General features: G+C 38.1%; 15 protein-coding genes. 11 read left to right on the top strand and 4 right to left on the bottom strand.

Going from position 1 to position 14652, the window contains the following annotated elements; all coding sequences use genetic code 11:
- From C9I86_RS07150 to C9I86_RS07115, 8 genes are read left to right on the top strand one after another with little or no spacing between them, the layout of a single operon-like run.
- Complete coding sequence (locus C9I86_RS07150) at positions 1–1194, top strand: O-antigen ligase (RefSeq protein WP_158258930.1); 1194 nt, start codon at positions 1–3, stop codon at positions 1192–1194.
- A complete protein-coding gene (locus tag C9I86_RS07145) occupies positions 1187–1936 on the top strand; it encodes a glycosyltransferase family 25 protein (RefSeq protein WP_107276016.1) in 750 nt (249 codons plus the stop codon). The genes C9I86_RS07150 and C9I86_RS07145 overlap by 8 nt, the downstream gene beginning before the upstream one ends.
- Before the next feature lie 2 nt (positions 1937–1938).
- On the top strand, positions 1939–3021 hold the full coding sequence (locus C9I86_RS07140; RefSeq protein ID WP_107276015.1) for a glycosyltransferase family 4 protein: 1083 nt from the start codon (positions 1939–1941) through the stop codon (positions 3019–3021).
- Between the two features lie 17 nt (positions 3022–3038).
- A complete protein-coding gene (locus C9I86_RS07135) occupies positions 3039–3419 on the top strand; it encodes an HAD hydrolase family protein (protein WP_080158793.1) in 381 nt (126 codons plus the stop codon).
- Positions 3410–4999 (top strand): capsular biosynthesis protein, encoded by a 1590-nt coding sequence (locus C9I86_RS07130; RefSeq protein WP_080158794.1) that lies wholly within the window; start codon positions 3410–3412, stop codon positions 4997–4999. The genes C9I86_RS07135 and C9I86_RS07130 overlap by 10 nt, the downstream gene beginning before the upstream one ends.
- On the top strand, positions 4996–5727 hold the full coding sequence (locus C9I86_RS07125) for a glycosyltransferase family 2 protein (RefSeq protein ID WP_080158795.1): 732 nt from the start codon (positions 4996–4998) through the stop codon (positions 5725–5727). The genes C9I86_RS07130 and C9I86_RS07125 overlap by 4 nt, the downstream gene beginning before the upstream one ends.
- Complete coding sequence (locus C9I86_RS07120; RefSeq protein WP_107276014.1) at positions 5720–6685, top strand: WavE lipopolysaccharide synthesis family protein; 966 nt, start codon at positions 5720–5722, stop codon at positions 6683–6685. Before C9I86_RS07125 ends, C9I86_RS07120 begins: the two co-directional genes overlap by 8 nt.
- A gap of 7 nt (positions 6686–6692) precedes the next feature.
- Complete coding sequence (locus C9I86_RS07115) at positions 6693–7820, top strand: glycosyltransferase (protein WP_107276013.1); 1128 nt, start codon at positions 6693–6695, stop codon at positions 7818–7820.
- A 53-nt stretch (positions 7821–7873) separates the two neighbouring features.
- Here the strand turns inward: C9I86_RS07115 and C9I86_RS07110 are convergent, their stop codons facing one another.
- Both C9I86_RS07110 and C9I86_RS07105 read right to left on the bottom strand, forming a co-directional pair.
- Positions 7874–8644, bottom strand: a complete 771-nt coding sequence (locus C9I86_RS07110) for a glycosyltransferase family 2 protein (RefSeq protein WP_107276012.1) — start codon at positions 8642–8644, stop codon at positions 7874–7876.
- Between the two features lie 68 nt (positions 8645–8712).
- The gene (locus C9I86_RS07105) at positions 8713–9750 is read right to left on the bottom strand and encodes a CDP-glycerol--glycerophosphate glycerophosphotransferase (protein ID WP_199190755.1); all 1038 of its coding nucleotides are present in this window, start codon (positions 9748–9750) and stop codon (positions 8713–8715) included.
- Between the two features lie 149 nt (positions 9751–9899).
- On the opposite strand from C9I86_RS07105, the gene waaA reads away from it, so the two are divergent.
- Positions 9900–11180: a lipid IV(A) 3-deoxy-D-manno-octulosonic acid transferase gene (gene waaA / locus C9I86_RS07100; RefSeq protein WP_107276010.1), complete on the top strand. Its 1281-nt coding sequence runs from the start codon at positions 9900–9902 to the stop codon at positions 11178–11180.
- A gap of 2 nt (positions 11181–11182) precedes the next feature.
- Here the strand turns inward: waaA and C9I86_RS07095 are convergent, their stop codons facing one another.
- A complete protein-coding gene (locus C9I86_RS07095; protein WP_080158810.1) occupies positions 11183–11911 on the bottom strand; it encodes a 3-deoxy-D-manno-octulosonic acid kinase in 729 nt (242 codons plus the stop codon).
- Positions 11912–12000: 89 nt separating this feature from the next.
- On the opposite strand from C9I86_RS07095, the gene C9I86_RS07090 reads away from it, so the two are divergent.
- Together C9I86_RS07090 and coaD are read left to right on the top strand one after the other, a co-directional pair.
- On the top strand, positions 12001–13074 hold the full coding sequence (locus tag C9I86_RS07090; RefSeq protein WP_080158801.1) for a glycosyltransferase family 9 protein: 1074 nt from the start codon (positions 12001–12003) through the stop codon (positions 13072–13074).
- Positions 13075–13084: 10 nt separating this feature from the next.
- Positions 13085–13567: a pantetheine-phosphate adenylyltransferase gene (gene coaD, locus C9I86_RS07085; protein WP_107276009.1), complete on the top strand. Its 483-nt coding sequence runs from the start codon at positions 13085–13087 to the stop codon at positions 13565–13567.
- Between the two features lie 52 nt (positions 13568–13619).
- On the opposite strand, the gene C9I86_RS07080 is transcribed toward coaD, so the two are convergent.
- On the bottom strand, positions 13620–14624 hold the full coding sequence (locus C9I86_RS07080) for an NAD-dependent epimerase (RefSeq protein ID WP_080158803.1): 1005 nt from the start codon (positions 14622–14624) through the stop codon (positions 13620–13622).
- Positions 14625–14652 lie beyond the last annotated feature (28 nt).

Below are 14652 nucleotides of genomic sequence, written 5' to 3'. Positions count from 1 at the left end.
ATGTTTAAAAAACATTTAATTAATGGACTAATATTATTACCTTTTATTTGGCTATCGACAGGAATGCTAATATTACGTAATGGTGATAAAACCATGGTAGCAATGGTTATTATATCCTTAATAACTACATTAATTGTTTATGGTGCCACAACATTAAAACATAATTTATCAACCAATAAATTACTATGGCTACTGTTTATAATTTGTGGCTATTTTTTATTCTCATATGTTTATCATGGCCTAAGCTCTCGTGAAATAAGAGCTTTTATAGCTGCGACCCTACTAGTCGCGATTTTCCCATCGTCACTATTAACCCAAAAACTCATTATTTGGCTTACTGTTATTAGTGCCTTAATCAGTTTTTGCGTCACTTATTATTGTATGATTTATATGCATTGGAGTCGTGATACTTGGCCTATAAATGCAATACCTTACGGTACGTTAATTGCTAGTATTAGCGTGATCGCATTAAGTCTCAGCCTAACATTAACTAACAATAAAGAAAAAACAGTTACCTTCTTGGCCTTTATACTCAGTAGTTATGGACTGATTATTACCGAAAGCCGAGGTGTTTGGCTTGGTTTCATCTTTGCACTTGCCGTAATATTAATTGTCTTTATGACGACTAAAAAAATAAAAATCACTTGGCGCAGTATAATGCTCGCTTTTGTTGTGATTATTGGCGTTTCAGTCATCAGTAAGCCTCTAATATATCAGCGATTATCACAGACACAACAAGAATATAATGATATCAAATCGGGTAATATGAACACTTCAATTGGATTACGATTACAAATGTGGCAATCAGCCCCGATGATAATTGAACATCATGAACTACTCGGTCAAGGTGATCAATATATACAGGTACTAGATAAACTGTTTCATCAAGGCCGTATATCTCAAGTGTTATATACTTACCAACCAGCACACTTTCATAATCAATTTATAGATTATATTGTTAAAAAAGGGATTATTGGCTTAATACTACTGCTTTGTCTTTTTATCCTACCATTACGTTTATTAAAAAGTGCGTCGCCATTACAACGCTATATAACTATAAGTTTAGTGTCATTATTTGCTGTCGCGTCTTTAACTGATGTTCCGTTTAATCACGGACAAACTATTTTTATGTATCTTTTTTGGCTTGGGTGTTTTACAACAACCTCAAACAATGAGCATGTAAACCATGACTAATATTTTTATTATTAATATTCCATCATCAGTTCATCGAAAGGAAAACATCAGTCAACAATTAGATCAATTAGGCCTGAATTATACCTTTTTTGATGCGGTTAATGGTCATAAAGATAATCATCCGCTATTTGCTATGTATGATGATCAATTAAGCCAAGCCTATCGAGGCAAGTCCCTAAGTAAAGGTCAACTTGGTTGTTATGCTAGTCATTATTTATTATGGCAAAAATGTGTTGAATTAAATCATCCAATTATTATTTTAGAAGATGATGCACTGATTTATCCAAAACCATTTATGGATATTATTAATAACATTGAATTACTGACAAAAAAATATGAATGTATTCGTCTGTTTGATAATAAAAGACCTAGCTTTTTCAAGCTCAAGCAAATGATTCTGTCTAATACGAGTATTTATAAATTCAGCAAAGGTCATATGAGTGCAACCGGGTATTTACTCACTCCCTCTGGTGCACAAAAACTATTACAACATTCCAATAAATGGTATATGGCTGTCGATATTTATATGGATCGATTTTGGGTCAATCAACTAGAATGCTATGGCACAGTACCAGCCTGCTTAACCAATGACCCCGTTTTTGATTCTGACATTGGCTATGGCAAAAAAGCACCTCGCAGCTTACGTTGTAAAATAAAACGCGAGATCTTTAATCTCAAAGAATTAATGCGCCGTGAATCAGCCAATATTAAATTCATCCTTCAAATGACATTTAAGAGATAACAATGAAAATTCTAGTTGCTAGCTCATATAACCATGCATGGAACAGCGTTCGCCCTGAAGCGGAAATGTTTATTCAAATGGTGAAGCAAGGACATCAAGTAACAGTTGCCACTCAAGGTGATGCTGACTACGTCGCTCGCTTTCGAGATCATGGAATTAAAATCATTGATTGTTATCCTACCAAGAAAATCTGTCCTAAAACTATACGTACATTGCACCATGAACTAAAAACAGGTAAGTACGACATTTGCTATGGCTTTAATTCAAAAACTATTCCTAATGCAGCTTTTGCCTGTATTGGTACTCAAGCAAAGATGATCACTTACCGTGGAACCACAGGTGGGCTATATCGCCATGACCCTACGGCTTATCTCACTCATCTTCATCCCAAAGTTCAAGGTGTTATTTGCGTTTCAAATGCAGTACGTGATGACGTTCGTCAACATGTACTGTGTAACCCCGATAATGTGGTGACTATTTATAAAGGCCATCAATTAGCATGGTATAACGTAGATCCAACCACTCGAGATAGCTTTAATCTTACTGATGACGATATTATAGCGGTATGTGCGGCACACGTTAGACCCAGCAAAGGCATATCGGTGCTGATTGAAGCGACTCACCACATAAAAAACCCTCATTTTCATCTATTGCTTATCGGTAGTGGTTTTGAACCTCATTTTGATGAAATAAAACAAAGCCCAATGGCTGAACGTATTCACATCATCGGTCATCGTCAAGATGTCCCTTCGATTATGGCGATGGCGGATTTTCAAGTACAACCGTCAATCAGTGGTGAAGGCTTACCGCGTACTATTATAGAAGCGATGGCAAATGGCACCACGTCGGTTGTTACAACAACAGGCGGTTCACCAGAATTAGTTGATGATGGTAAAACGGGATATGTTGTTCCTGTTGGCGATGCGGCCGCATTTGCAGCAGCAATGAATAAACTGATTAATGATAAAAATAAAATCCACCAGTTTAGTGTTGCAGCAAAAGAAAAGTTAGACCTTGAATTTAATGCCACAGAAACGGTGCGTAACCATATCGCGTATTTTAACCGTATCCTTCAACAGAAATAATAAAGGCCACAATTATAATGAAAAAACTGATTGTTGATCTCGATGGCACAATTACATTAGCCAATACCAATGATTACGAAAATGTTGCCCCTAATCTAGAAGTTATTGCGCAATTACAACATTATCATCGTCAAGGTTTTACTATTACGATCAGTACCGCTCGTAATATGCGAACTTACAATGGCAATATCGGCCAAATTAATATTCACACTTTACCGATTATTACTGCTTGGTTGAATAAACATCAGGTTCCTTATGATGAAATTTTAGTTGGTAAACCTTGGTGCGGACATGAAGGATTTTACATTGATGATAAAGCCATTCGCCCATCTGAATTTACTTCATTATCACTTGATGAAATTAATGCGCTGCTTGATAAGGAAAAAATATGTTCTTAATCATGTCAGCAGCTTACATTGGTCAAGAACTAGAATCTGAATTTGGTGCACTGCCGCCATCGTTTTTACCGCTTGGTAACCGACGTCTTTTTCAGCACCAAGTAAAAAGTGCCCCAACGAATAAGCATGTTTATTTAAGTGTGCCAGAAAGTTTTGCCCCAGAACCACATGATTTACAGTGGTTAGCCGACCATCATGTGACATTATTATATATTCCTGATGGTTTATCCCTTGGTGCATCTTTAGTATCAGCGCTCACACTGGCTGATTACACGCCCGACCAATCACTAAGTATTTTATTTGGTGATACATTATTGCCAAATTTACCAACAGATAAAAATATCATTACTATTGCTCCAGTCGAAAATAGTTATGATTGGGCGGTAATTTCTAATGATAACTCTCAGTGGCTTAATACCGTCACCAACCGCGAACAACTCAATCAAACACTCGCGGTCTGCGGTTACTTTCACTTTAGCCATCCACATCAGCTGCTTAAATCATTGACAATGGCACATTGGGATTTCATTGAAAGCTTAAATTTCTATCATCAAAAATATGGCCTAACGGCTATGCCCGTTACTGATTGGCTTGATTTTGGCCATTTAAATACCTATTACCGTTCAAAAGCTAAATTCACGACCCAACGTGCATTTAACCAATTAGAAATTAATGAAAAATGGATCACAAAATCTAGCTCTAAAAAACAAAAAATACTGGCTGAAGCTCTGTGGTTTGATCATATTCCAGCACCATTGCGTATATTTTTACCTCAATTTTTAGGCTTTCAGCAGCAAGCAAATCACGTATCTTATCAACTCGAATATTTACACTATACTGCACTCAATGAGTTATTTGTTTTTTCTAAATTACCGCAATTAGTATGGCAACAAATCCTCGATAGTTGTTTTGATTTTATTAATAGTTGCCAGCAACACTCTGCACCTGAGAATACGACTCAAGGTTCAAGTTTGACCGCACTATTTGAAGAGAAAACCACGCAACGCTTAACGGAATATTGTTTAAGCCATAACCTTAATTTTCAACAACAGTGGCACTATAACGATCAATTTTCAGCATCATTTGAGCAATTACTCACATTGAGTCAACAATATTTACCAACAAAAAATACCCCTGCAACGGTATTACATGGCGATTTTTGTTTTAGTAATATTTTATATGACTTCAGAATGGGAAGAATTAAGACCATTGATCCTCGAGGTATAGATCTAAATAATGAACTCACTATCTACGGTGATACTCGCTATGATTTAGCGAAACTAAGCCATTCAATTCTAGGCTTATATGATTGGATTATTGCTGGTTACTATGACGTAAAGATAACACAACAACACATTTCATTTACCATAGATACACCACCGCATATTTTGCCGATTCAACAATTATTTATTGCGTCGATAAAACAGCATTATCAATTAGATGAAAATGCGTTATACGCCATGCAAATTCAATTATTTCTTTCAATGTTACCGTTACATGCTGATGATCCTATGCGTCAACAAGCATTAATGGCGAATGCATTTCGCTTATATCAATTAATTCTGGATTCAAAATCATGATTGTTATTCCAATGGCAGGACTGAGTTCACGCTTTTTTAATGCGGGATTTACACAACCCAAATACATGTTAAATGCACATGGCGAAACACTTTTTGCACATGCCATCAATAGCTTTTCGCATTATTTTGCGACGGAATCATTTTTATTTATTGTGCGAGATGTCCATAACACTGTTGCATTTGTCGAACAAGAAATTGCACGCTTAAACATTAAAGACGCACATATTTTTGTACTTGATAAGCCGACTCGTGGCCAAGCTGAAACTGTGTACCTTGGTTTACAATCATTACCTAATTACCAAGGCTCTGTGACTATCTTCAATATCGATACTTTTAGGCTAGGATTTCGCTATCCTGCTGAGATTGAAAAATGGGATGGTTATTTAGAGGTTTTTAAAGGTCACGGGGATAATTGGTCTTTTGCTCTAGCTGAAAATGACAGCTCATCGCGCGTAATAAAAACAACCGAAAAAGAACCAATCTCTGATTTATGTAGTACCGGTCTGTATTATTTTGCTGATTGCCAATTATTTAACCAAGCCTATCAACAATACTTAGCCAAACCACAAACAGAATGGGCAAAAGGCGAGCTGTATATCGCGCCACTTTATAATGATCTTATTGCAGCCAACCATGCAATTCACTATCATTTAATTGATAACAACGACGTCATATTTTGTGGTGTTCCAGAAGAGTACAAAGCATTCTTGGGAGCTCCCCATGAATAATACTTTTCAACAAATTACGGTTGTGGTTCAAGGTCCAGTACAAAATTATCAAGGCCGAACTCACCATGAAGAAGGAATAACTCAGCGCAGCCTCAGCAGTATTCGAACTCACTTGCCTGGCGCTAGAATTATTTTATCAACATGGCCAGATCAAGATTTGAGTGGCCTTGATTACGATCAGTTAATTATCAGTCAAGATCCGGGTCAAAACCACGATGGATTTTGCCCACTCAACTACCAACGTCAAATAGTATCAACTCAAGCGGGTTTAGCCGCGGTCACTACTCCTTATGCTGTTAAATTACGCAGTGATAACTTTTTAGACGGAAGTCAATTTGTTGCAATCCAACAACAGTTTGCTAAAACAGAATTAGGCCAACAAATTTTCAGCGAAAAAGTTGTCATCAATTCAAATCTTTTCCGGCGCAGCTCCCATGGTCATCGCGTTATTATGAGTCCAAGTGATTTCTTTTATTATGGACGTACAGCTGATCTGAAATTAATATGGCAACAACCCGAATTTAATCAGCATGATTTTTCACAGCAGCTCATTGAGCAAGCCCAAAAAGTAACGGGAACACCATTTGTACTTGAAGCTGAGCAAACTTACTGTCAGATATGGTTAAAAAATATAGCACCCAATACGACCCCACTGCTTAAACATCGATTTGATGTTAATCAGTATGATATTATTGTTTGGGAGCGTTTTTTAGCTAATAACGTTATTATTGCCGATCCGCAAACAATGGGATTAGGATTAAGAAAGATTTCACAGAGGAAGCTAAAACGCGCCAACGAATACAGTCATATTGATTGGCTCAAGCTATATAAAAAATATTGTGATAGTACAGTTACGATTAGCATCGATAAAGATCAACGCCAGCTCGAATTAAGACGTCTCTTCAAATTACCCTTGAGTAAATTAGTCTTTAAACTGAAAAATTATACGTTAGGTTAAAACCAATATGGTACGGATTCTTTTTGTTACACATAATTTCAAAGGTGGTGGTATTCAAAAAATCACCCTTGATACTGCTCGCTACCACGCTCAACAAGGTAATGATGTTACATTATTAGCACTTGAAGAAGGGTTAGATTTTCAATTGGATTTTCCGTGTACATATCACGTACTACCAATAAAAGAATTTCTTTTTAAGCATCCGTTTATTGGATTATATTTTTTATTTTATAAAATATTTTTACGCAAGATATTCCCTCAAAGTGAGCACTTATGGGCAGGAGCTGTATATAAAAAAATATTTATGGCGTATCAAAAAACACAACAACCTTTTGATGCTATATTTGTAAACGGCGCTCGATCAATGAATCGGCTTCACAGTCTAAATTTGTCTCAAGTTGTCTATAGCTTACATTTACCACATGTATTAGCTAAAAAAAACAATCTCTATTATAACTTTTTATTTAAAAAATTATTTTTAAATAAAAAGATTTTTACTGTCTCTGATTTTATTAAAGATCCTATATTGAATAAATCAGTACAGTTATCTATTCCATTAAAATGTTTAGAAACAATATACAATCCATGCGATAAAAAAGACTTATTAGAAAAATCAAAAGATGAAATAAACTTTGATGGTAAATTTATTCTTGCTGTTGGTCGTTTGAGCCATCAAAAACGATTTGATGTATTAATCGATGCCTATCACCTTGCAGACATTGATCTTCCTTTAATTATTTTAGGGGAAGGTAATCAACGTAAAATGCTTGAGAAAAAAATAGAACAGTTAAATTTAAATCAAAAAGTACTATTAAAAGGTTTTGATAACAACCCGTTTAAATGGATGAACCGTTGTGAGTTTTTTGTTTTAAGCTCTGATTTAGAAGGCTTTGTTTTAGTAATAAATGAAGCTCTTGCTTGCGGAGTTCCTGTTATTGCAACTGACTGTGGGCCAATCACCGAGATATTAACCGGGGAGTTACAACAAGGTATTGTTCCCAAACAAGACCCTATTGCCTTAGCCAATAAAATAAAGCAATTTGTTCATACTCCAATATATCCATCTGAGAATATTATCGATAAACTCTCTTTTAGTCATATAACTAATTTACAATTAAAATTAGCTCTACAATAACTTTATAGAGGAGAGTAGATACTCTCCTTCATTAATAACTAAGCCACCGTTTATTAGCTACGATCATGCTCAAGTAACCATAAACCGACATATTTATTAAAACTCACCTGTGCATAGGTCATTGCAACAATAAAACCAACGCTACCATCAAGAAAGCCACGACGAATAATATAAATCAAAACAAAGGTCCATATTGCACGTAATAACGCTAAACCTAACCCGTGCGATTTTTTGCCTTTACGATGGTATTTCTTTGAACCTAACCACGCATACTGTGCTGCTTTATCTAAGCCATGTCCATAATCACGGTGAGTGTAATGTAATAACAATCCACTCAGAACTTCTGTGGTTCCTGCACTTGGTATTACCGTTTCATGTACTTCATCTAATGTATAATGAGCACCATCTCGCTTAAATAAGCGTAAGACTGAACGAGCACTACGTCCATATTTCAAGGTCTTACCATACAGCGTCACTCCCCAAGGTAAGCGATATGCTGTGGCCATGATCGAATCTTGAGCTAGCAATGAAACTAAAGCGTGTTGCATTTGTTCATCCAAAGCTTCATCTGCATCAATTGACAACACCCAATCACCGCTGGCTTTATCTAATGCTCGTTGTTTTTGTTTACCAAACCCAGGCCAATCAGTCACAGTAATGTTATCGGTATAGCGCTGACAAATTGCCACAGTTTCATCTGTTGAACCACTGTCTAATACAATAATTTCATCGGCTATATCAACGATAGATTGCAAACATAGTTCAACCCGATCCGCTTCATTCTTTGTAATTAATATAACGGATAAAGAATGCTTATTTGCCATCAACTAACTCCTTATTTTCTGTGTTCAAATTCAACATATATTGATAATGCTGTTGGTATAATGCCATTTTACAGCCCCCAATAACCAAGCTTCTTACGCATTTTAAACTCACGTACGATATTAAGTGGTTTTGATTTAAGTTCGAGTAAGCCATTATCAAGCAGTGCATTCGTTGCAGCTAAAACCCGCTCACTTGAACACCCATCTTGATAAGGATGAATTTGCTGACAATAATGTTTGATATTCGCCATTAAATCCACCGGATAGGTCAATGCCTCACTCAATGCAGGTTCTACTTCGTTAGTAGTAGTAACATTCAATAAATGGGGTAGCGGATGTTGATTATTAAAGGTAACAACAGGCTTACCTTGTAATAAAAACATTAACAAAATCGATGAAGTATCACATAACATTACATCCGCTGCTTGCAATACAGGAATCACATTATCTGTTTCCACAAACGTCAAATTAGGCCCTTGTAAGGCTTTATATTGTGCAACCGTTTCAGCCGCCATTTTAGGATGAAACTGCACTAACCAACGCCACTTCCCCGTGGCAACCAATGCCTTAACTGTCTCATATAAATGGGGTGCGCAGGTTAAATTACGGGAAAATGTTGAGCACATTAAGATGGTTGGGCGTGGATCATCTACCGCACAATATGGGTTGAATGCGGGCTCAGTAAATAACGGGTCAAGCATCGGCCAACCGGTTTGTTTTACTTTAAAAAAACCATATTGCTGGGCTAATTGTGTAAACCGTGCAGTTGTATCTGGCCCTTGAGTACAATATAAGTCAAAACAACCACGAATTTCAAAATGGTCTTCTCGGCCTCGACGGTTTAATTTTCCAGCATTAAAGCCGTGAAACACACCAACTTTTACTCCAGGAATACAACGTGGTACAACATTACCTGGCACAAAAACAGCATCAGGTTGCCAAGCTTTAACGTCCGCAACAGAGGTTAATCGTTGCTCATCAGCATGTAAGAAATCACCTTCAACATCATTCCCCTCAAAAAACCAACACACCTGCCCACCTTGCTTCAAGATCGCTTGTTGTAACGGTCGTAAAATAGCAAATGAATAATTTTGAGCGATATACATTAAGTACCGCCGAGGTGAATGAGTCATAGTCGTACTCTTTGTCCATAAAAGATAAAAACATTCTACCTTAATTAGCCACTGAATCATCAAGCTGTAAGATTTTTGATTGCTGGTTATAATAGGATTTTATTGTTACAGGTAGAGCCACCATGCTAGTTCGCGTTTTTTATACCCTACTATTAGCTTTAGCTGCTCCTCTATTATTATGGGGACTTTATCGAACCAAACCAGGCAAACCCCGTTTTGGTGCTCGTTGGAAAGAGCATTTTGGTTTTACTCCTCGCCTCGCCACGGCAACTGCACCAATTTGGATTCATGCAGCTTCTGTTGGTGAAGCTATCGCGATTGTACCTGTCATCAAAGCACTCAAACAAGCCTATCCTGAACAAGCTATTGTTGTAACCACAACCACCAGCACTGGTGCTGAACAAGTGGCTAAATTAGGCGAATTAGTTGAACATCGTTACATGCCAATTGATTTTGCTTGGTGTGTAAGAAGATTTTTAAAAACAATTAAGCCTCAATTATTCCTGATCGTTGAAAAAGAATTATGGCTCAATACCTTGAGCTGTGTTCACAACCAAAAAATTCCAACGATTATTGTTAATGCGCGTTTATCCGAGCGCTCAGCTAAGCGCTATCACTCATTTAGTTTCTTCACTCATCAATTACTCAATAAAATAGATAAAATATTGTGTTTACATGATGATGATGCTCAACGCTTTATCGACATTGGTGCGCAACAACATCAAATCGCGGTTACTGGCTCAATCAAATACGACATTACCATTGCAAACACTGTTTTTGAGCAAGCTCAGAGTCTACGCCAGCAACTCGGTAAGCAGCGGCCTATTTTTGTTGCCGCAAGTACCCATCAAGGTGAAGATGAACAAGTACTTGATGCTTATCAACTGGTACAGCAACAATTTACAAATGCATTAGTAATTATTGTGCCTCGCCATCCGCAACGATTTGATAGTGTGGCAAAACTTGCAATAGATCGTGATTTAAATGTTCATCGTCGCACAGACACCACCCCAATTAAAGCGAACACTCAATTATATCTCGCTGATACAATGGGGGAAATGTTAGTCATGCTAGCGACAGCTGATGTGACGTTTATGGGAGGAAGTTTAGTTGGAGAAAAAGTGGGTGGTCACAATTTATTAGAACCTGCTGCCGTCGCTAAACCGGCAATTACCGGTCCCAGTTTTTATAACTTTGAAGATATTACTCAACAATTGTTAACCGCTGGTGCAATTGAAATTTGTCAAGATAGCCACCAGCTCGCATTGCAACTAATCGCGTTATTTAATGACCCCGAACGCCAGCAAAAAATGGGCGCGCAGGGCCAAAGGATCGTATTAGAAAATCAAGGTGCCGTGGACAAAACAGTCACTAATATTAGCCCGTATTTAACCAATCATTAGTACTAACCAATAGTAATACGCAGCTGACTTTTGTTAGCATAACCATTACATAAAGCGGTCCAATCATCTTCGCACCACTTAATCGCACGTTTATCGACTTCTTTGAGAAAAGAGCGCTTTAAACGTGTCAGATTATCCACTTTCCAATCATCACCGTCACGACAATCACACTTATCAAAATCAATCAGCCACGGACACTGACTATCATCGAGTAAAATATTGTGGGCATTTAAATCAGTGTGGCACACTTGCAAATCATGCATCTTACCGATCATTTGACCAATATCACGCCACACTGTCGCAGCTAATGTTTGAGTTTGTAGCAATGCCACCAAATCACGACTATTGGCAATTTTCTCAACCAAAATATCCGCTTTATAAGCCATACCCCTTTTAACTGCACGCGCAGCAATAGGTCGAGGTACATTAACCCCACCATCACGTAATAATTTTAATAAGGCTAATTCAGCTCCACTGCGAGTCGTCTTCCAATCAGTAAACCAATAACTATCATTGTTCACTTTAGCAAACAGCCCACCGCGGTGATAATGACGCAATGCCATTTCTAGTTTTTCATCGGCAACAAACCATGTTGTGCCACGCCCTTTGGCTGAACCAATAACTGCATCACGCTGACGCCAATACTCAATATCAAAGCAACCATGCGGATCTGCACTTAGATAATCGCTATCAAACCAAATGGCCTGGTTGTTACTGATAATTTCCTGCACTACAGCCTCTCTCGCATTTATTGTTGAATATTTTACAATTTCAATAGCTAGCGGCATAATTCACCAACCACTTTTAATAAGGTAACCCCATGGCTCTGTTCTCAACGCCACCACGTTCAATTTGTATCTTACGCTTGTCTGCTATTGGTGACGTTTGCCATGCGATTGCTGTCGTCCAAGCTATCCAACGCCAATGGCCAACCACTGAAATCACGTGGGTTGTCGGTAAAGTTGAAGCACAATTAGTCAATGCCTTACCCAATATTACGGTGATCAGTTTTGATAAAAAAGCGGGCTGGCATGGCATTAAACAGGTTTGGCAACAACTCAAATCACAACGTTTTGATGCGCTATTGGATATGCAAGTCGCCTTGCGTGCCAGTGTACTATCTTTAGGGATTAAAGCTAAGTATCGTGTTGGGTTTAGTAAAAACCGCACCAAAGAAGGCCAATGGTTGGTTACCAATAAACACCTACCCAATACAAACAGTATCCATGTACTTGATAACATGGCGGACTTTGCACGTTACATTGGGGTTCCCTTTACTACACCAGAATGGAATATTCCACTTACCACTGAAGATAACAGTGTTGCTGAACAATATATTCAACAACCAACATTAGTGATATCTCCCGCCGCCAGTAAAGATGAACGTAATTGGCTTCCAGAACGTTATGCAGCTATTGCCGATTATGCGGCAACCAAAGGCTTAGCCATTATACTTTGCGGCTCACCCAGTGAACGTGAGCAACAATTAGGCCAACACATTATCAGTCATAGCCAAGTACCTATCACTAATTTAATCGGCAAAACAACCCTATTACAGCTGACGGCATTATTACGTGCAGCAACTGTTGTGCTAGCGCCAGATTCAGGTCCAGCCCATTTAGCAACCACCCAAAACACACCCGTCATTGGACTCTATGGTCATAGTAATCCAGCTCGTACTGGACCGTATTTATCATTGCCATATACGGTCAGTGTTTACCAGCAAGTCGCTGAACAACATTACGGCAAACCATTAGGCGAATTACCATGGGGATCTCGCGTCAAAGGTAACGATATCATGCCACAAATTAGTGTTGCGATGGTAACAGAGAAACTGGATGCTATTATTGCATCACTCTCTAGCGCTGAAACTTTACATTCACAGACAAAATAAGTAACCCATTATGACTACTCGTGTTATCTACCCAGGCACTTTTGATCCAATCACTAACGGTCACCTTGATTTGATTGAGCGCGCAGCTGCGATGTTTGATCATGTGATTGTCGGTGTTGCTTTTAACCCCAGCAAAAAACCATTATTCACTTTAGAAGAACGGGTCGAACTGGCTCAACAAATTACAGCACATTTGCCTAATGTTGAAATTGTTGGCTTTTCAGGGTTATTAGTTAATTTTGCCAAAGAGCACAATGCTAATATTTTAGTGCGTGGGTTACGGGCGGTGTCTGATTTTGAATATGAATTTCAATTAGCCAATATGAATCGTCGTTTGATGCCTGAGCTTGAAACGGTATTTTTAACCCCAGCAGAAGAAAATTCATTTATTTCATCGACTATTGTAAAAGAAGTCGCATTACATAAAGGGGATGTAAGTCAGTTTGTTGATCCATTGATCACACAAGCCCTACTTGCTAAATTCATAAAATAATAATAAAAAAAGGGAGCACATTGGCTCCCCCTTTCTTCTCAATCTTCACAGCTTACTTATTATAATACTCACGGTACCAATCAACGAAAGCCTGTACGCCTTGTTTTACTTCAACCGCAGGCTTATACCCCGTTGCTGCAAACAAATCGTCAGTATCAGCATATGTCATGTAAACATCGCCCGGTTGCATGGGCATAAAGTTTTTCTTGGCTTCAACACCTAATGATGCTTCTAGTGCTTCAACATAGTCCATTAATTTGACCGGGCTACCATGACCAATGTTATAAATACGATATGGTGCAGAGCTGGTTGCTGGTGAGCCAGTCTCTACTGTCCACTCAGGATTTGGCTGTGGAATCACATCCTGAATACGCATCACACCTTCAACAATATCATCGATATAAGTAAAATCACGGCTCATATCACCATTGTTATAGATATCAATTTCCTTGCCTTCCATGATCGCATTAGTAAATTTAAACAATGCCATATCTGGACGTCCCCACGGACCATATACCGTAAAGAAACGTAGGCCTGTGGTTGGAAGACCGTAAAGATGAGAATAACTGTGCGCCATCAATTCATTGGCTTTTTTAGCTGCGGCATACAATGATACCGGATGATCAACACTGTCGGCAGTATCAAACGGCATTTTTTGATTTAAGCCATACACCGAACTTGATGAAGCATAAACCAAGTGCTCTACTTTATTACGACGACAACCTTCAAGGATAGTCAAATAGCCAATTAAATTACTATCACCATAAGCCATTGGATTATCTATTGAATAACGAACGCCCGCTTGACCCGCTAAATGAATAACACGATTAAATTGATGCTCAGCAAATAAGCCTGCGATCCCTTCTCGATCCGCAAGATCCATTTCAATAAAGGTAAAATCTGGGTGTTCGATACGGGCTAAACGTGCGTGTTTAAGTGCTACTTCGTAATAATCATTAAGATTATCGATACCAACCACTTGATGGCCTTGTTGACATAAACGCTCGGTAACAGCACTACCAATAAAACCAGCAACACCGGTCACTAAATATTTCATTTCCTAGCCCTTAAAGTAATATCAACAT

Source organism: Photobacterium sp. NCIMB 13483, from assembly GCF_003025475.1.
In the GTDB taxonomy this organism is placed as follows: Bacteria; Pseudomonadota; Gammaproteobacteria; order Enterobacterales; family Vibrionaceae; genus Photobacterium; species Photobacterium piscicola.
This window is presented reverse-complemented; position numbering and strand designations above follow the sequence as displayed.

Coding starts and splice junctions, on each gene's coding strand:
- C9I86_RS07150 (WP_158258930.1), top strand. CDS start 1: ATGTTTAAAAAACATTTAATTAATGGACTAATATTATTACCTTTTATT.
- C9I86_RS07145 (WP_107276016.1), top strand. CDS start 1,187: ATGACTAATATTTTTATTATTAATATTCCATCATCAGTTCATCGAAAG.
- C9I86_RS07140 (WP_107276015.1), top strand. CDS start 1,939: ATGAAAATTCTAGTTGCTAGCTCATATAACCATGCATGGAACAGCGTT.
- C9I86_RS07135 (WP_080158793.1), top strand. CDS start 3,039: ATGAAAAAACTGATTGTTGATCTCGATGGCACAATTACATTAGCCAAT.
- C9I86_RS07130 (WP_080158794.1), top strand. CDS start 3,410: ATGTTCTTAATCATGTCAGCAGCTTACATTGGTCAAGAACTAGAATCT.
- C9I86_RS07125 (WP_080158795.1), top strand. CDS start 4,996: ATGATTGTTATTCCAATGGCAGGACTGAGTTCACGCTTTTTTAATGCG.
- C9I86_RS07120 (WP_107276014.1), top strand. CDS start 5,720: ATGAATAATACTTTTCAACAAATTACGGTTGTGGTTCAAGGTCCAGTA.
- C9I86_RS07115 (WP_107276013.1), top strand. CDS start 6,693: ATGGTACGGATTCTTTTTGTTACACATAATTTCAAAGGTGGTGGTATT.
- C9I86_RS07110 (WP_107276012.1), bottom strand. CDS start 8,644: ATGGCAAATAAGCATTCTTTATCCGTTATATTAATTACAAAGAATGAA.
- C9I86_RS07105 (WP_199190755.1), bottom strand. CDS start 9,750: ATGTATATCGCTCAAAATTATTCATTTGCTATTTTACGACCGTTACAA.
- waaA (WP_107276010.1), top strand. CDS start 9,900: ATGCTAGTTCGCGTTTTTTATACCCTACTATTAGCTTTAGCTGCTCCT.
- C9I86_RS07090 (WP_080158801.1), top strand. CDS start 12,001: ATGGCTCTGTTCTCAACGCCACCACGTTCAATTTGTATCTTACGCTTG.
- coaD (WP_107276009.1), top strand. CDS start 13,085: ATGACTACTCGTGTTATCTACCCAGGCACTTTTGATCCAATCACTAAC.
- C9I86_RS07080 (WP_080158803.1), bottom strand. CDS start 14,624: ATGAAATATTTAGTGACCGGTGTTGCTGGTTTTATTGGTAGTGCTGTT.